This window comes from Amycolatopsis oliviviridis, from assembly GCF_014654365.1.
GTDB lineage: Bacteria > Actinomycetota > Actinomycetes > Mycobacteriales > Pseudonocardiaceae > Amycolatopsis > Amycolatopsis oliviviridis.
Genome location: NZ_BNAY01000002.1, coordinates 34,396 through 51,788 on the forward strand (window position 1 = coordinate 34,396; position 17,393 = coordinate 51,788).

Annotated in this window: 15 protein-coding genes; 8 read left to right on the top strand and 7 right to left on the bottom strand. The window is 68.8% G+C overall.

Going from position 1 to position 17,393, the window contains the following annotated elements; genetic code table 11:
• Position 1 precedes the first annotated feature (1 nt).
• The 3 genes from IE302_RS07665 to IE302_RS07675 are packed head-to-tail and all read right to left on the bottom strand — an operon-like array spanning position 2 to position 2,045.
• Positions 2 to 622, bottom strand: coding sequence for a hypothetical protein (locus tag IE302_RS07665; RefSeq protein WP_191253242.1), 621 nt, complete (start codon positions 620 to 622; stop codon positions 2 to 4).
• Positions 619 to 1,344: an ABC transporter permease gene (locus IE302_RS07670; protein ID WP_191253244.1), complete on the bottom strand. Its 726-nt coding sequence runs from the start codon at positions 1,342 to 1,344 to the stop codon at positions 619 to 621. The genes IE302_RS07665 and IE302_RS07670 overlap by 4 nt, the downstream gene beginning before the upstream one ends.
• Positions 1,341 to 2,045: an ABC transporter ATP-binding protein gene (locus IE302_RS07675; RefSeq protein ID WP_191253252.1), complete on the bottom strand. Its 705-nt coding sequence runs from the start codon at positions 2,043 to 2,045 to the stop codon at positions 1,341 to 1,343. Before IE302_RS07675 ends, IE302_RS07670 begins: the two co-directional genes overlap by 4 nt.
• Positions 2,046 to 2,238: 193 nt before the next feature.
• Between IE302_RS07675 and IE302_RS07680 the strand changes: the two genes are divergently transcribed.
• The gene (locus tag IE302_RS07680; RefSeq protein WP_191253254.1) at positions 2,239 to 3,453 is read left to right on the top strand and encodes a DUF1800 domain-containing protein; all 1,215 of its coding nucleotides are present in this window, start codon (positions 2,239 to 2,241) and stop codon (positions 3,451 to 3,453) included.
• A 10-nt stretch (positions 3,454 to 3,463) separates the two neighbouring features.
• The gene (locus IE302_RS07685; protein ID WP_191253256.1) at positions 3,464 to 4,717 is read left to right on the top strand and encodes a DUF1501 domain-containing protein; all 1,254 of its coding nucleotides are present in this window, start codon (positions 3,464 to 3,466) and stop codon (positions 4,715 to 4,717) included.
• On the opposite strand, the gene IE302_RS07690 is transcribed toward IE302_RS07685, so the two are convergent.
• The 3 genes from IE302_RS07690 to IE302_RS07700 all read right to left on the bottom strand — a co-directional run bounded on the left by IE302_RS07690 (position 4,698) and on the right by IE302_RS07700 (position 6,920).
• Positions 4,698 to 5,978, bottom strand: a complete 1,281-nt coding sequence (locus IE302_RS07690) for a sensor histidine kinase (protein WP_191253258.1) — start codon at positions 5,976 to 5,978, stop codon at positions 4,698 to 4,700. The two genes, IE302_RS07685 and IE302_RS07690, sit on opposite strands and share 20 nt — an antisense overlap.
• Positions 5,975 to 6,649 carry a response regulator transcription factor gene (locus IE302_RS07695; protein WP_191253261.1) on the bottom strand — a complete coding sequence of 225 codons (675 nt, stop codon included), beginning with the start codon at positions 6,647 to 6,649 and terminating at the stop codon, positions 5,975 to 5,977. The genes IE302_RS07690 and IE302_RS07695 overlap by 4 nt, the downstream gene beginning before the upstream one ends.
• A 73-nt stretch (positions 6,650 to 6,722) precedes the next feature.
• Positions 6,723 to 6,920 carry a lasso RiPP family leader peptide-containing protein gene (locus IE302_RS07700; protein ID WP_191253269.1) on the bottom strand — a complete coding sequence of 66 codons (198 nt, stop codon included), beginning with the start codon at positions 6,918 to 6,920 and terminating at the stop codon, positions 6,723 to 6,725.
• 450 nt (positions 6,921 to 7,370) lie between these two features.
• On the opposite strand from IE302_RS07700, the gene IE302_RS07705 reads away from it, so the two are divergent.
• The 6 genes from IE302_RS07705 (at position 7,371) to IE302_RS07730 (ending at position 16,129) form a co-directional block, all read left to right on the top strand.
• Complete coding sequence (locus tag IE302_RS07705) at positions 7,371 to 8,555, top strand: DUF418 domain-containing protein (protein WP_191253271.1); 1,185 nt, start codon at positions 7,371 to 7,373, stop codon at positions 8,553 to 8,555.
• Between the two features lie 886 nt (positions 8,556 to 9,441).
• Positions 9,442 to 10,146, top strand: coding sequence for a response regulator transcription factor (locus IE302_RS07710; RefSeq protein WP_229907661.1), 705 nt, complete (start codon positions 9,442 to 9,444; stop codon positions 10,144 to 10,146).
• A 100-nt stretch (positions 10,147 to 10,246) separates the two neighbouring features.
• Positions 10,247 to 10,747: a lamin tail domain-containing protein gene (locus IE302_RS07715; RefSeq protein WP_191253273.1), complete on the top strand. Its 501-nt coding sequence runs from the start codon at positions 10,247 to 10,249 to the stop codon at positions 10,745 to 10,747.
• A 56-nt stretch (positions 10,748 to 10,803) separates the two neighbouring features.
• Positions 10,804 to 11,166: a helix-turn-helix domain-containing protein gene (locus IE302_RS07720; RefSeq protein ID WP_191253275.1), complete on the top strand. Its 363-nt coding sequence runs from the start codon at positions 10,804 to 10,806 to the stop codon at positions 11,164 to 11,166.
• 121 nt (positions 11,167 to 11,287) lie between these two features.
• Entirely contained in the window at positions 11,288 to 11,872 is a 585-nt protein-coding gene (locus IE302_RS07725; RefSeq protein ID WP_229907662.1) for a lamin tail domain-containing protein, read from the top strand.
• A gap of 216 nt (positions 11,873 to 12,088) precedes the next feature.
• Positions 12,089 to 16,129 (top strand): S8 family serine peptidase, encoded by a 4,041-nt coding sequence (locus IE302_RS07730; protein ID WP_229907663.1) that lies wholly within the window; start codon positions 12,089 to 12,091, stop codon positions 16,127 to 16,129.
• On the opposite strand, the gene IE302_RS07735 is transcribed toward IE302_RS07730, so the two are convergent.
• The gene (locus IE302_RS07735; RefSeq protein ID WP_191253278.1) at positions 16,092 to 17,129 is read right to left on the bottom strand and encodes a helix-turn-helix domain-containing protein; all 1,038 of its coding nucleotides are present in this window, start codon (positions 17,127 to 17,129) and stop codon (positions 16,092 to 16,094) included. The two genes, IE302_RS07730 and IE302_RS07735, sit on opposite strands and share 38 nt — an antisense overlap.
• Positions 17,130 to 17,393: the final 264 nt, after the last annotated feature.

The following is a 17,393-nucleotide window of genomic DNA, read 5'->3' on the forward strand; positions in this document are numbered from 1 at the left end:
GTCAAGCGTCCCGCATCCGGAACAGCGTCGCGGAAACCCCGACCGCGAGAAGTGCCCACGCCAGCGCGACGGCCGAACCGCCGAGCGCGCCCAGGTCGCGGCTCGCGGCGTCCGGCAGGTACGCCGCGAACGTGCCTCGATCCCGGAAAAGCGGGCCTGCGATGAAGTAGTACCCGAGCAGCCCGGCCACCGCCGGGACACTCCGCCGCAGGATCGTCGCGACGGCGGCCGAGATGACCGCGGTGAGCGTGAGATAGGCACTCGCTCCCACCGCGTCGGACAACGGCCCACCTGTAACCATGAGGCCAGCCAGCGCGGTAAGGCCCGCCGCGGGGACGGCCACGATCAGCAGCGCGGCCATTTTGGACAGTTGCAGGACGATCCGGCGTGGCATGGCCGTGAGGGTCCGGTGGATCTGGCCGCCGCTGTACTCCGACGTCGCGGCGATGACGCCGAGCACGATGAACCCAGCCTGGGTGTAGCCGAGGGGTGAGACGCCTTGTCGTGAAAACGCGATCGCGAGGATCACCGAAACGCCGAACGTGCCCAGCAGGGTGAAGTACGTCGCCGGGAGGCTGAGCAACTTGAGCGTCTCGGCGCGGATCGCCCGGCCGCCCGTCACGCGTCCCTCCCCCGGAAGACCAGGAAACCCGCAGTGAGCAGCGCCGCTACCCAGGCCGTCATCACCAGGCCACCGGTGATCGGCGAGAGCTGGACGGGCAGATCCATCCGCCTGATGAACAGGCGGACCCCGGCCAGGTCGGGAAAGTACACGGCCAGCGGCGTGAGTTTCGTGAGCAGGTAGGTGATCGTGACCACCGACGTGTTCAGGATCAGCACGACGAGCGGCAGGATTCCGTTACGCGTCACCAAAGTCAGGCCGGACGCGAACAGCGCCGTCAGTACCCAGTAGAGGACGACCCCGGGCAGGCGGGCGAGGTCACCCGCATCGAGCAGGGCTTCGACGGTCGTCAGGGTGATGGCCGAGGAGACCACCGCCAGCGCGGCGACCGCGGTGATCACCGCCGCCAGCTTCGCGATCAGCAACCGCCCTCGGGACGGCACGATCGTGAGGCTCGTGGCGATCTGGCGTCCGCCACCGGCGTTCTCCCCTTCCGTGGTGTATTCACTGCTCACCGCGACGACGCCCAGGATGATCGCGCCCACCACGCCGAACGCAAGTTCCTGGAACCCGACGTCCGCGTTGCCGCCGCGACCGGCCGCGACCGCCGACTTCGCGTTGAGGAACGTGAGGGCGGCCGGGACCAGGACACCGACCGCGACCGCGGCCCAGACCGACGGCAGGGAGCCGAGTTTGCGCAGTTCGCCCCGGTAGGCCCTCATCGCGCGGCCCCCGCGGTGAGCGCGAAGAAGGCGTCCTCCAGGTTCCGGTGCCCGCCGACGACTTCGGCGAGCGTTCCCTGCGCGACGATCCTGCCGCCGTCGATGACCACGACGTCGTCGACCGTCTCGGACAGTTCCCCCATGAGATGGCTGGACAGCAGGACGGTCCGCCCGGCCGCGGCGCGCTCGCGGAGGAAGCCGCGGATCCAGCGGATGCCTTCCGGATCGAGGCCGTTGACCGGTTCGTCGAGCACCAGGACCTCGGGGTCGCCGAGCAGCGCCGCCGCCAGGGCCAGCCGCCGCCCCATCCCCAGCGAATAGCCGCGGACGCGTTTCCCCGCCGCCGCGGACAAGCCGACCTCCGCCAGGACCTCGTCCACCCTGCCGCGCGGGATTCCGCCCGCCGCGGCGACCCACTTCAGATGTGCCCGGGCGGTCCGAGCACGATGCGCCCCAGAGCCGTCGAGGACGGCGCCGACCTTGCGCAGGGGATCCCGCAGTCCGGCGAACGGGACGCCGTCGACCAGCGCGGTCCCCGAGGTCGGCCGGTCGAGTCCGAGCAGGATCCGCAAAGTCGACGACTTCCCGGCACCGTTGGGCCCGAGGAAGCCGGTCACCCTGCCGGGGCGCGCTTCGAAACTGACGCCGGAGAGGATCGTCGCCGATCCCCGCCGCTTGGTGAGCCGGTCGAACTCGATCATCAGGTCTTCTTCCCGTAGAGCGTGATCTCGTCGCTCACCAGTCAATTCCAGCGGGACACCCGCGCGCGTCGGACCGGGGACCGATCCTGTCCGCGCCGCTAGGCCCTGGGTCCTACGGCCGCGACCTTCGGGTCACCTGAAGATGTGCCCGCGTTCCTGGCGGGCGCGTCCGGCCGCTGCCCACAATCGGGCCATGGCTGTTCTCGATGAACGCGCCGCCGCCCGGCGGCTGGCCGATCGGTTCGGGTTCGGCCCCCGCCCTGGGGAGCCGCTCCCGGCACTCGAAGGCCTCCTGTCGCCGGGCGGCGCGCGGCAGGCACCGCACCTGGCCCCGCTGCCCGACCGCAAGGACAAGAAGGAGGACAAGCAGGCCAGAGCCGAACAGGAACAGCGGCTGGCGCTCTGGTGGCTGGACCGTATGGTCGCCGACGACGCCGAACGCCTCACCTGGTTCTGGCACGGTCATTTCGCGACCAGCGAGCAGAAGGTCCGTGAGCCGTCGCTGATGCTGGCGCAGAACGAGACCTTCCATCGGCTCGGACGGGGCTCGTTCACCGGACTGGCCAAGGCGCTGGTGGTGGACCCGGCGATGCTGAAGTGGCTCGACGGCAACGACAACAAGGTCGGTTCGCCGAACGAGAACCTGGCCCGGGAGTTCATGGAACTGTTCGCGCTCGGCGTCGGGCACTACTCCGAAGAGGACGTCCGCGAGTCGGCCCGCGCGCTCACCGGCTGGACGCTGGACAAGAAGACCGGTGCGGCCGCGCTGAAGCCGCAGCGCCAGGACCGCGGGCCGAAACAGATCTTCGGCCGGACCGCCGACTTCACCGCGGAGTCCTTTGTGGACCTCGTGCTGGAACGGCCGGAATCGGCGGCCTTCGTGACCGGGCGGCTGTGGTTCCGCCTGGTTTCACCGACTCCCCCGCCGCCGGACGCGCATCAGCGGATCATCGCCGCGTACGGGCCGGGCCGGGACATCACGGCCGCGCTCCGGACGATCGCCGGGGAAGCGGCGTTCCGGGACACGGCCGCGACGATCGTCAAACAGCCCGTCGAATGGCTGGTCGGCCTGCTGCGCGCGACCGGGCTGAAGGCGAGCGATCTCGATCCGAAGAAGCTGCTCAACGGCTTGCGCGGGATGGGGCAGCTGCCGTTCCGCCCGCCGAGCGTCGGTGGCTGGCCCGCGGGCGGGGCGTGGCTGACGACGTCGGCCGGGGTGGCGCGGATGAACCTCGCGCGGCTGGTCGCCCAGAAGGCGCGGGACGACGCGCTGGGGCGGCTGCGGGAAACCATCGGGATCGACACCTGGTCCGACCGGACCAGGAAAGCACTGGACGGCGTGGCCAAGGACCCTCGCACACTGCTCACGGTGGCCGCGTGCGCACCCGAGTACGTGGTGAGCGGATGAGGAGGACAGCATGAAGACCGTGACCCGGCGCAGTTTTCTCACCTTGACCGGGGTGACCGCGGCCGGCGCGCTCGCCGTCGGCGCGACCAGGGTGGACTGGGACTCGCTGATGAGCGCGGCCGCGGAAAACCCGCTGGATCCGAACGCGGGAGTCCTGGTGGTCGTCACGCTCTACGGTGGCAATGACGGGCTGAACACGGTGATCCCGGCGGGTGACAAGGCCTACCAGGACGCGCGGCCCGAGCTGGCCTATCAGCCGGAGGAAGTGCTCGACCTCGGCGAAGGACTCGGGCTGAACCCCGGTATGAAGGGCCTGAAAGGCCTGTGGGACGAGCGAAAGCTGGCGGTCGTCCGCGGGGTGGGGTATCCGAAGCCGGATCACAGCCACTTCCGCTCGATGGCGATCTGGCAGACCGCCTCCCCCGACACCTCGGTGCCGACCGGCTGGCTCGGCCGCTGGCTGGACACCTCCGGCGCGGATCCGTTGCGCGCGGTCTCGGTCGAGCCGGTCCTCCCACCGCTGCTGGCCGGGGAGACCACCGCGGCCGCGTCGATGCCGGTCGGCGGGCTGGTCCTGCCGAAGGGCGAGCTGGGCAGCGCGTTCGCCGCTCTCGGCGCCCCGGTCCCCGGCGAGGATCCCTGGCGCGCCAGGGCCGCTCGCTCGATCGGCGATCTGCACAACGCCGTCCGCGTCCTCGGCGGCGCCGCGCACGACGCGTCCGAAAAGGACGATGAGGACGAGCAGCGGAACAAGGGGGCGTCGGCGGGCGGTGGCTCGGGCCTCGCCGCTCAACTGGACCTCGTGGCGGGACTGGTCGAGGCGGGCGTGCCGACCCGCGCGTATTCCGTGTCGCTCGGCGGCTTCGACACCCATTCCGACGAGCGCGGCACGCAGCAACGGCTGCTCACCGAACTCGACGCCGCGCTGACACCGTTCGTGCGGCGGCTGCAGGGCAGTGACCGGGGCAAGCAGGTCACCGTGCTGGTGTACTCCGAATTCGGGCGGCGCGTGCGCGCGAACGCCAGCGAGGGCACCGATCACGGCACGGCGGGGCCGATGTTCCTGCTCGGCGAGCACGTCCAGGGCGGTTTCCACGGTGAACAACCGAGCCTGACCGATCTCGACGACGACGATCTCAAGGTGACGACCGACTTCCGCGACGTCTACGCCACCGTGCTCGGCGACGTGCTCGGCGCCGACCCGGGCCGGGTCCTGTCCGGGCACACCACCAGGCTGGACGACCTCATCGGTACGGCAGGGTGAGCCGGAATCCCGCGTCGTCGCAGGTCAGGTCCCCGCCGTGGGCCCTGGCCAGACCGCGGGCGATCGTCAGGCCCAGCCCCGAACCACCACGATCGCGGCGCCGGGCGGTGTCCAGGCGCACCAGCCTGCCGAAGATCCGTTCCCGGTCCGCTTCCGGTACGCCGGGCCCGGAATCGCCGACCACGACGAAGACACCGGCCGCTGACTGTCCACAATGGAACTCGATCCGGCCGGTGTCGCCCGCCGCGTTCCTGGCGTTGTCCGCGAGATTCGCCAGGATCTGGGTGACGCGGGCTTCGTCGGCGACGGTCTGGATCTCCGGACCGGACACCACCACCGTCAGCGACGGCGCCAGCAGCGTCAGCCGATCCGCCTGGTCGCGTGCGAGCTCCCGCAGGCGCACGGTTCCCGGTTCCAGCCGGACACCGGCGTCGATCCGCGCGAGGTCCAGCAGATCCTCGACCAGCCGTCCGGCTCGCCGTGATTCCCTGATCAGCAGCAGTTCCAGCTGTTCGCGCTGTTCGGGCCGCGCGTCGGGACCCAGTTCCAGCACGGCCTCGGCGGCCGCGTTCACCCCGGCGATCGGCGTGCGCAGTTCGTGCGCGGCGTCCGCGACGAAGGTGCGCATCCGCTCTTCGGACGCCTCCAGGGAGTTCAGCATCTCGTCGAACGCCTCCGCCGTACGGCCCAGCTCGGTGTCCGTCCGCGAAGGCGACAGGCGGCCGCCCCGGCTGCCCGACGCGATCGACCGCGCCAGCCCGGTCATCCGGTCCAGCGGCCGGAGGGCCACCCGCATCCCGAGCAGCAGCGCGAACGCCGTCACCACGATCGCGACCAGCCCGCCGGCCACCAGCACCCGGGCCAAGGTGCGCTCGGCACCGTCGAGCAACGCGGTGTCGGCGGTCAGCACCAGTTCGGCACCGTTGATCCGCGGCGGGCCCGTCAGCACGGCGGTCACCCGTTTCACGCCACCGGACCGCTCCGGCGGCGTGCCGATGGTGTCCCCCGACGGCAGGCGCAGGCTCACCACCACCCCGCGCGCGTCGATCCGGCGCACCAGGTTCGCCGGCGCGACGTTCTCCTTCGCCAGCTGCTGAGCCAGCTGCACCCGGCCCGCGAGCAACGCGTTCAGATTCCGCTCGCCCTGCGCGGAGAACACGGCGGCGATGGTGAACCCCAGCGCCACCAGCACCACCCCGAGCACCAAGGACGCCGTCACAGTCACCCTGCGGCGCAGGGAAACGGTACCGAGGCGGCTCATGCGTCCCCGTCGCGCAGGACGTAACCGAGGCCGCGCACGGTGTGCAGCAATCGCGGGCCGTTCGCCTCCAGCTTGCGGCGCAAGGCGCTGATGTGGACCTCGACCAGGTTCGCCGCGTAGTCGTCGTAACCCCAGACTCCGGTGAGCAGTTGCGCCTTCCCGACCACGCGGTCCCGGCGGTTCGCGAGGAAGGTGAGCAGTTTCAGCTCGGTCGCGGTCAGCTCGACCGGCACGCCCGCCCGGCGCACCACCCCGGATTCGACGTCGATCAGCAGGTCGCCGACCTCGACGACCGGACGTGCCCGGCCCAGCCGCCGCAGCACCGCCTCCACCCTGGCCACGAGTTCGGCCAGCACGAACGGTTTCGTCACGTAGTCGTCGGCGCCCTCACCGAACCCGCGGAGCCGGTCGTCCACGGCGTCCCGCGCGGTCAGCAGCAGCACCCCGGCCGTGGTGGACCGGCGCACGACCTTGAGCAGTTCGAAGCCGTCACGCCCGGGCAGCATGACGTCCAGCACCACCAGATCGGGCCGGAACTCGGCGAGGCACCGTTCCAGCCGGTCACCGTCCGGCAGGCCGAGCACCCGGTGCCCGGCGCCGGTCAGCGCGGACTCGACCGCGGCGCGGATCGCCTCCGCGTCCTCGACGAGCAATACCCGATCCGGTTCCATGTGCCCATTCTCCCCGCTTTGGCGGAACATGCCTGGATCTTCAGCCGATCCTCAGGCGGGCGGCGAGCCTCGGTCACCGAGCCGGGCGGTGACCGTCGCCGAGCAGCCCCGCCACCTCCGGATACGGCCCGGTGCGTACGCCGACCCGCCACGTCGGCCACCCGCCGTAAAGGCGGCACAGCAGTGCCGTGGCGATCGCCTTGGCCGGACGGCTGTGCTTCGTCAGCCGCTCGAAAGAACCGAGCTTGAGCAAGGTCGGCTTCGAATACACGTGCACACCTCCTTTCCGATTATTTGTTTCCACACCGACGGCGGCCGGAATTCCGGTAGCACTGACCACGGAATACCGGCGGATTCACTCACGCCCGTCGTGCCGGGCACGGTGCGGTATGGCCAATTCGCCCGAGCGGTCCCAGGAGGCGAATCCGAGGCGATCGTGAAATCGACGGATTCCCAGGACGCGCCCCGGCGATCAACGAACCGAGGCCTCACTCCGACCCCGAACACACTCCACAATGGACAGTCGACACCGTCGTCGCTCACCCCGAAAGCATGACATCCGATCAGAGTAATTCACCCGATCGGAAATACGTTTCGTGACTGTATCGGCCTGCTCTTCCTCGTTAGGACGAGCGTGATCTCGAAATGCTACGAAGTGACCAGGGCAAGATCATCCCAACGACGGATGGGGCCGGTCGCGGCCGCTGGCACGCTCGATGACATGATCCACCAGACCTCGGCCGTCGCTGCCGCGCGGAAATCCCGCGGCGGGCGCATCTCTTCTCTTGATCTGCTACGAGGGGTGGCGATTCTCGGAACATTCGGGACCAACGTTTTTCTTTTCGCACACCCCGGCGGACCCGCGGGTTTCTTCCAGGACTTCGTCGGGACCGCGAACGGCTTGGCCGAACATGTCGAAATCGGCCTCCGAGTGCTGAGCAACGGCAAGTTCCTCGCCCTGCTCACGATCCTGTTCGGCGTCGGCCTGGAACTGCAATACCAGTCCGCCCGGCGGCGCGGCGTTTCCTGGCCGGGCCGGTATCCGCTCCGGGCGGGCATCCTCTTCCTCGAAGGTGTCGCACACTTCCTGCTCGTCTTCGAAGGCGACGTGCTCATGGCCTACGGGCTCACTTCGCTGCTCGTCGCGTACCTCGTCGGCCGGAGCGATCGGGTCGTGCGCATCGTCGTCGTGGCGGTGGGCGGCGTGTACGCCACGCTGCTGCTCGCCTTGACCGCGATGTTCGTGTCCCAACCGGACGCCGCGGGCGATCCGGCCCCGGTCAGCCCCGCCGCGACGGCCAGCTGGCCCGCACAGGTGTCCGTCCGACTGCACGAGTTCCTGGTACTGCGCGGGGAGATCGTCCTGATCGTGCCCTCCGCCGTCGTCCTGTTCCTGCTCGGTTCCCGCCTGCGCAGGGCCGGCGTCTTCGAGGACACGGAGCAGGGCGGACGGCTACGCGCGCGACTGCTCGTGCTCGGCTTCGCCATCGGCCTGCCGTTGAACGTGCTGACCGGATTCAGCGGGCCGGACTGGCTGCTCGTGGACAGGTACCTGCTGCCCCCACTCGTCGCCCTGGGCCTGCTCGCCCTGGTCACCCACCTCGGCCTCCGGATGCGTGAGCGGCCGGGAACCATCCGAAGTGGACTCATCGCGGTCGGCCGCACCGCCTTGTCCTGCTACGTGCTCCAAAACCTGCTGGTCGGTATCCTTTGCTACGGCTGGGGTTTCGGCCTCGCCGAACGGTTCGCGGATGCCCGTCCCTGGTGGATCGTCGGCCTCTGGGCCTTCGTCGGACTGGTGAACGTCGCTTTCGCCACCGTATGGCTCCGGTACTTCGACCGCGGCCCGCTCGAACTGCTCATGCACCGCCTCTACGCGCCACGGCGAACCGCCGCGACCCGGTGATCGTCCGATCGTGGCAGCGGGACAGGACGTACGCCGCTGCCACGATCGGGCCAACCCGGGGCAGCCGTCCGTCGTACTCGGCTCGCGTCCCTACACCGCACCTCGTGCCGCTCCATCACTCCACGCTAGGCCGGTGAGCCGTCCGCGCCTATCCACCGACCAGGCACACCTGCGGATCCGTCCGACGGATACCGCCGCATGTTCGGTGGCTGCCACCTGTTTTCGCTGGTCGAGCGCGAGCCAGGCCCAGTCTCCCCGGTCAGCGAGCGGCCATCGCGGATCGAGCCCGGCACGGTGTACGACTTCGTCCTCAAAGGACTCCAGTGCGCATGGACGCGGAAGCGGATCAGGGAACACGACTTTCCGATAACGATATCGGCCGGGACCGCGGGCTCCGATCACCTCGAGTTTTTCAACGAGAGGAACCAATCCAGTACGATGAACGGGCGCGAACCGATATGCCGAGCGCCGGTTCGCGACCCGGTGAGAACCGGATCACGGCGAACCCGTCGGATCATCCCTCCCCGAGGAGATCCGGACGGCACAACCGGGTGCGGCCTTCCACGGGTCCTGTGCGACGCGTTCGGAATCTGTATCCTCGTTCCGCCGTCCGGCCCAGATCCCGCCACCTCGTGTGGCGGCTTTTCTCCCGTTGTCACCCGATTGCGGGTCCTCACCCGCGAGGAGAAGCGGGAAGATCCATGCCGGACCGCGACGAAAGAGGATTCGACGAAAAGAATGACTACCGACGTCGCCGCGGCGGTCGATTTAACGGATCGCCCGAGCGAGCGACCCTGTTCTCGGCGAATGCGGGCGCCGCCCCAGCCCCTGGCGGACCGCACAGCCCGGGCCACGCCGGGCGCCCGTCTATACCCCAAGGGGAACCATGAACCGCGTCACCATGCTCGTAGTAGACGATCAACCCCTCATCAGATACGCGCTCAGCAGCCTGTTGCGGGATTCGGCGGGGGTGGAGGCGGTGGCCGAAGCCGCGAGTGAGCCGGAAGCGTTGTGGCAGTGCGAAAAGAGCCATCCCGACATGGTCATCACCGAACTGTCGATCTGGGGTGAGCCCGCCGGGACCGCGATCTGCCAGTTCGTCAAGGAACGCTTCGAACACGCGACCGTCCTGGTCCTGGCGGGCGACGCCTCGCCATCGGCCATCGCCATGGCGCTGAACGCGGGTGCGGACAGCTTCGTGCACAAGTCGGCCAGTGGCTGCCAGGTGATGTCGGCGGTACGCTCCACCCTCGCCGGACAGCGGGTGTGCCTCCAGGCGGGCGGCACCCCGCCGGGAGTCACCGAAACCGTGCAGTACGCGAGCGTGATGACCAGGCGGGAGGAGGAGATCCTCACCCTGATCCTCTACCGGTGGTCGAACGACGAGATCGCCGAAGAACTGCACCTCGCGACGCAGACGGTGAAGAACTACGTCAGCCGGATCCTGCAGAAGCTGGGCTTCGGCAGCAGGCGTGACCTCTTCCGGGAACTGCGCTTCCGGCCGGGCGGCAACCCGCTGCCGCAGCTGGAGACCACTCCGGCCGAAGGCGAGTTGTTCGCCGCGGATCGGCTCGCCGGGTATCGATGCTAGGCCGGGTGAGTGAGCGACGTACCGGAAGTACCAAGACCGGAAAAGGTTCAGTACCCGCCGTATCCTGTGGCACCGAGATCGTTTTTCTAGCGTTGCAGTCATGACGATGCCAGGTTCCCTGCTCCTGATCCTCGCGCTCGCCGGAACCCCCGCCCCGGATACTGTCCGGGCTTCGTCGGTCAAGATCCACGAAGTACTCGGCGGCACGGCCGGCTACATCGATCTGCACAACACCGGTGCCACCACGATCGACATCGGCGGCTGGTCCGTCCAGTCGTGTTCCGGCGGAGCCATACCCGCCGAACTGGCCTCCCTGCCCGCCGGGAGCGAGATCGCCGCCGGCGATCACTTCCTCATCACCGGACAGGGCTTCGGCGGGACCGTCCAGCAGCTGGTCGTCGACGCGATCGTCGGAGACGGCGAGATACTCCTGGACCGGCGCGGAGCCCGGGTCGACAGCATCGGGTGGGCGCCGTCGTCGCCCTGCCGCGAGAACCAGGCCGCCATCGCGTGCCCCGGTTTCGCTCAGGCAAGGGACGTCCTCAGCCGCGACACCGACAACAACAAGGCTGACTTCGACTGCGTGCTCCCACTCGGCTGAGCCATTCGTCAGTCCGGTTTCAATTCCGTGCGCCAGGTACCAAGAAAGGTGCGGTCGTGGCCGCGAACAGCGACCGCGGGGACGCGACCCCGCTGTGCGAACTGTTGGCCGAACAACGAATCTCGAAAGGCTGGTCACAAGGTGATCTGGTCGCGAAGTTGCATACCCTCTCCGGGAACGACAGCGTGACCCGAGAAGAGATTTCCCGCTGGGAGCGAGGAAAGCGCATCCCCGGACCGTACTGGCGGCAGTGGCTCGGCGACGTGCTGGACACGTCCAGCCGGGAGCTCGAACGTGCCGCCGCGGTCGCGAGAAGCCGTCGGCGGAAAACACGAACGAGCGACGGTGGACAATTCTCGAATGACGGGAAAGTACCGAAAAACTGGCCCCTTCCCGACAGCGCTCCGCTCCTCGGATAATTATTCAGGTCGGCGCCGGACGAAAGAATTCCGGTCCGACACAAATCCCCGACAATCAAGTTGAGAGGAAACTCCCGTGCGACGAATTCTGGGCGCTTCGGCGGTATTTGCGATTCTGGCGATGGGTATGGCGGGTGGCGTCGCGAACGCCGCCGGTGAGACCGAGGGCACCGAGGTCGCGCCGCTCGTCTCGTCCACCGTGGTCGTCAACGAGGTTTCGACCCGCGGCATCAACGGCCAGCTCGACGAGTTCATCGAGCTGCGCAACGTCTCGAACCAGGCGCTGGACATCAGCGGTTACCAGGTCCGCATCTGGTCGCCGGCGGGCCAGACGTTCGAGACGGTCGTCGTCCCCGCCGGCACCGTCCTGGCGCCGAGGAACAACCCCGGCCAGTACCTCGTGCTGACTGGGCAGAACTTCAGCGGCACCATCCTCGACCAGACGAACGTCCTCCCGATCAACCTGGCCAACGCCGAGGGCATCCCGACCGCCGGTGGCGTCACGGTGCACAACCTGGCCGCCACGAGGCTCGACGGTGTCGGCTTCAGCAACACGGTCACGCAGGCGCGTGAAGGCCAGGCCGCGATCCCGGAGAGCGCTGCCACCGACCAGCTCAACGCGTCGAACACTCGCAACATCCTGAGCACCGACACCGACAACAACCGGGTGGACTTCTCGCTGCAGCTGCGCAGCGCGGGTCAGTAAGACCGACCCTTCTCGACCGGGCCCGGGCCGCCGTCGGCGGTCCGGGCTCTTCCATGGCGGGATCTCGCCAACGGCGACTTACCGCCAACGAGAATTGTGTTCATCCGGGAACTCCTGCCTCATCCTCGGGAAAATCCATTTTCGCGGCGGCCGTGCCCACGGCCGCTTCTCACTATCCGAGGAGAGTGAGGCTCGATGTACCTCCGTTCCCCTCACGTGACAAGACGCCCATGGCACCCGTTGGCGGTTCTGGCGGCCTCCGCGCTGGTCGCTCTCTCACCGCTACCGGTGACCGCGACCGCCGCGACAGCCACCGAATCCAGACCCGCCCCAGCCCCCGCCGCCGGACAGCCGGACATCCACCGGGTCACCTTGCTCACCGGCGACGTGGTGACCTACGAACGAGACGGCGCCGGGCACGACACCGCGCAGGTCGAACCGGCGGTGCGGCCGGACCGGCCGAGCCCCGCGTTCCAGATCACGACCACGGCCGAAGGCCTGATGGTGTATCCATCGGACGTGCTTCCGTTCGTCGGCAAGGGATTGCTGGGACGGGAGCTGTTCAACGTCACCACGCTCGTCGGAGACCGGCGTGACGACGCGGCAAGCACCACGATTCCGGTCATCGTACGGTACGGCGACCGATCAGGTCTGTCCGTCCAATCCTTGGACATGAAGGCGAAGTCGCTCCCGCAGACCCAGCGACTCACCCCGCTCGTCACGGCCAACGGAGTGGGCGTCCAGGTCAAGAAGGCGGGGGCGGGCGAGTTCTGGCGTTCGCTCGCCGCGTTCGATCCGAGCGGAAAACCCGTGCTGAACCAAGGCATTTCCCAGGTCCGCCTGGACAGGAAGGTCCGGGTGGCGCTCGACAAGAGCACCGCGCAGGTCGGTGCGCCGTCGGCGTGGAAGAGCGGCTGGACCGGGAAGGGAACCACGGTCGCGGTGATCGACACCGGGATCGACGAGAAACATCCAGACCTGGCAGGCAAGACGATCTCCTCGGCTGACTTCAGCGGGGAAGGCGACGTCGTGGACCGCCACGGCCACGGTACCCACTGCGCGTCGATCATCGCCGGTACGGGTGCGGCTTCGGGTGGCCGGTACAAGGGCGTGGCACCGGACGCGAACCTGATGGTGGCCAAGGTTTTCGATGCCTCCGGCGAGGGCGACACCGCACAGGTCATGGCAGCGATCGACTGGGCCGTCGCGCAGGGCGCGAAGATCCTGAGCCTCAGCCTCGGCGCCGGCGTCACCGACGGAGCCGACCCGTTGAGCGAACAGATCGACACGTATTCGGCGAAGTCCGGCACGCTGTTCGTGGTCGCGGCAGGGAACTCCGGGCCGGGCGACCGAACCGTCACGACGCCGGGGGCGGCGACGTCCGCACTCACCGTCGGGGCGGTCGACAGGGACAACAAGCTCGCCTGGTTCAGCAGCCGCGGCCCGCGGCTGCGGGACGCCTCGGTCAAGCCGGAGATCACCGCGCCGGGCGTCGGGATCGTCGCCGCCCGGGCCGCGGAGGGGTCGATGGGCGAGCCGGTCGACGACAACTACACCGCGGCGTCGGGCACTTCGATGGCGACTCCGCACGTCGCGGGCGCCGCGGCGATCCTGCTTCAGCAGCAGCCAGGGCTTACCGGCCAGGCACTGAAGAACACGCTAGTCACCACGGCCAAGGACGTCGGCCTTCGGTGGTACGAGCAGGGAGCCGGACTCCTCGACGTCGCACGGGCCGTTTCGCAGAAGGCGACCGGCACCGCGGTCGCGAACTTCGGCCGTAACGAGCGGACGACGAACAGCGCGGTGCAGGCCGTACGGCAGCTTTCCTACACCAACGCCGGGGACCAGCCGCTGAACCTGAACCTGAACCTCGCCGTGCAGCCGTGGGACGGCGCGGCGAAGCCGACCACAGGGATGCGCCTGGCGAAGACGAACCTTTCGATCCCACCGAAGTCGAGCACCACCGTCGACCTCTCCGTGAACCCGAGCGAAGGGGTGGCGGGCGTCTATGGCGGCGTGGTGGTGGCCACGACCGCGAACGGGAACTCCGTACGGACGCCTGTGAGCACCTACAACGCGGCCGAACTGTTCCCGGTGACGGTCCGGGTCCGGGATTCGGCCGGCGGGCCGGCTCAGCTCGCTTCGGCCCAGCTGATCGACGACTCGGGCGGAGCGGGTAACCGCAACGACCCGTTCCTCGACCAGCTCAGCCAGCAGATCGGCCTGGTCGACGGAATCGGCCGGGTGCTCGTGCCCGCCGGGCGTTACTCGGCACTCGGCTGGGTGATGGAACGCGGTCTGGCAGTGCGCCGTTATTCCGCGATGAGCACGGCCCAGGTCGCGGTCAAGGGTCCGGCCGAGATCGAGCTGAACGCGGCGAGCGCCGTCCCGGCGGGACTGGTCACGCCCACCCCCACCGATCTGCGGGACCGGACGGTGATGCTGCGGCGCGTGATCCCCGGCGGAGCGGGTGTGAACGGCTACATCGGCGAAGCCGGACTGTCCGGAGGATCGGGCTGGGAGGTGCGTGTGACACCCGCGGCCGCTACGTCGGCAGGTGCGATTTCGTTGCAGGACAGCGCGACGCTGACCCAGACCGCGGCCGAGATGCAGGTCGTCGGCAGCGGCTCGAAGGTGCTGAATCCCGCGTACGACGTGCCGACGTTGACGGCGAAGTCGCCCGGTGAACGAACGCTGCCGGTCGTGTTCGGCGGCGCGGGTGGCGCGAGTGATCTCGCCGGTCTCGACGCCCGTGGAAAGGCCGTCCTGGTGCGGATTCCGGTCCCTGCCGGGTCGCCGGACCCGGTGGGCGCCGTCTCCACCGGTATCGCGAACGCCGCCCGCACGGTGGCCGGCGCAGGTGCTGCGGCGATGATCCCCTACGCCGGTTCACCGGGCTCGCTCAGCGTTCCGGGCCTCAGCAGTGCGGTGATACCGACCCTGTCCCTCGGCTGGGACGAAGGAGAGGCGCTGCGGACCGCGGGCGCGGTTTCGGTGCGCTTGCTGGTGCGCGCGGCTCCCGACGTGCTGTACAACCTCAGTTACCTCGATCCCAACGGAGTGTCGAAGGATCTCGTCCGGCGTGTCGACCAGAGTTCGCTGGTCGCCACGAAGACCAGATACCATGCCGAAAAACCGGGACTGACCGGACAGAAGGCCTGGTACGCCTTCCCGACCGGCCTGTGGAAGACACAGGCGGTGCAGGGCACGAAGATCCCGGTGCCGGGCACGTGGACGGAGTACACCGGCCCGGCGAACGACCGGCTGGTCTGGAAACGGGTGGTCACCCTTTCCGGCACCGACACCGCGGGCCGTCGCGCCGCACTGAGCATGAACGCGCAGAACATCTACCGCGCGGGCGAGCGGTCGCGGCCGGACGAGTACTGGTTCCGCGCACCACAGCACAGCGGGTCGGTGGAACTGCCCAACGACCATCCGGCTCGTTACCCGGCGACGGCCAACGGCTGGACGGTGCTGTGTTCGATGTGCCGTGGCGGCATGGATCCTGATCTGTTCATTCCCGCGGCGCAGTGGATGGACGGCACGGCCGGTGCCGGTTCGGGCGGGCACTACTCGAATCCCTACGAGAACGCGAAGTACTTCGCGACGACCACGGCGCGGCTGTACCGGGACGGGGTCGAGATCCCACGGTCCAATATGGACGACCCATTCGCGTTCGTCCCGGAGTTCCGGCTGGCGCCGACCCCTGCCACCTACCGGCTGGACGTGACCGACGCGATGCCCGGCCAGGCACACATCGGAGCCCCGAACGGAGTGCTGTTCCAGAACGCCCCACGGACCGACACGTCGTGGACGTTCACCTCGGCACGATCCACCGCCACGGCACCACCCGGGTTCTCCTGCTACATCTCGGGCAGTGCGTGTTCCTTCCAGCCGCTCATCCAGCTGGACCCACGGATACCGCTGGATCTCGGCAGCCGGGCGCCTGCCGGACGTCCGTTCACCTTCGACGTGTTCGCCGGCTCTCACAGTGGCGCACGCGGCGGCGGGCCGGTGACCCAGCTGAAGGTCTCCGCGTCGACGGACGGCGGGCGCACCTGGACGGCGGCGACCGTCCGGCCGAACGGGACCGGGTTGTGGTCGACGACGGTGGATCACCCGCAGCTCGCGTCGACCGACGGGTTCGTCTGGCTGCGTTCGGAAGCACGGGACAGTTCCGGCAACACGGTGACGCAGACGGTCCAGCGGGCCTACGCGCTCACGGACGTGGCGAAGGTGAGCCCTCGCGTTCGATGACGTCCTCCTCGTCACGCGCGGGTTGGGTCCCCGGCAAGGTGATCCAACCCCGCGTGGCGACCTGGAGTCCGGCCTGGAACCGGGTGGTCGCGCCGAGTGCGGTCATGAGATCGCGGAGGCGTCGCTGGAACGTCCGGTAGCTCATGCCGAGCTGCTTGGCGATACTCCGGTCGGGCAATCCGGTGGTGAGCAAGGCGAGCAGGCGGGCGTCGTCAGAGGGCGCGACGTCCGCCAGTTCGGCCGAGCCGGGCAGGCGCAGCGGAAGCCCGCTCTGCCAAAGGAAAGCGAAGACCGCGCTGAGCGCGTCGAGGAGTGCGCACTGGTGGATCACCAGTGCCGTGCCGACGTCGGGGAGATCGGACCGCAGCGGCACCAGCCCGACCCGATGGTCGACCACGATCATCTTCAGCGGGGCGCTGGTGACCACGCGGGCCTCCTCGCCGAGGGCGAGCCCCGCCTCGAGGTCGGACGACAGGTCGTGCATTTCCAGCGCGCTGCGCTCGTAAACCCCGCGAAACCGCACACCCCGGCCGAGGAGATCGCGTTCGGCCGGATGCAGCACGCTCGGTGTCTGCGCGTAAGGCGGTTTGTCGACGAAATCGACCTGCTGTTCGGCCGACCGCAGCAACTGATCGGCCCGATCGGCGATGAGCGCGTTCCCGTGGATCACCTCGATGAGGTCGACCGGGCGTTCACCGGACGTCGCCCGGTACCGATCGCGCAACCTGTCGGCGATCAACCGCGCGCTGGCGAGTTCCTGTTCCTTCCGCCGGATCATCGCCTCCAGCGCGATCTCCGGCCGCACCGCCGAATAGGTCTCCGCCGAACCGGGAAGCCTGGTGAGCAAACCTTTTTCGGCCAGCACGTGCAGCACCCGGAGCAGCCGCTGTTTGGGCAACCCGGTTCTCCGCCGGATCTCGGCAAGGTTCATCGAACCGGTGCCTGCGAAGGCATCGTAGACGTCGACGTCGATTTCGCTCAGGCCGATGATGTCCAGCAAAGTTCTTCTCCCGCTGCGGCCGCGGTCGCTTTCGCCCGACCTTACCGCTGGACTTCGGCGGGCAAAAGAGAGCGCACTCGATCGCCGCGTTCGCCGATTCGCACCTTTCCCAACCATCCACTGTGGACGGACGCCGGTCCGCGAAGGCCTCCTTGAGGGAACCCAGAGTCTCTCAAGGAAGCCTTCACGGACATGGCCCCCGACAGGGTTCGGGATCGATTCAGTGAATTTCTGCTAGCCTCGCGGACGTCTCGCCGCTCACTG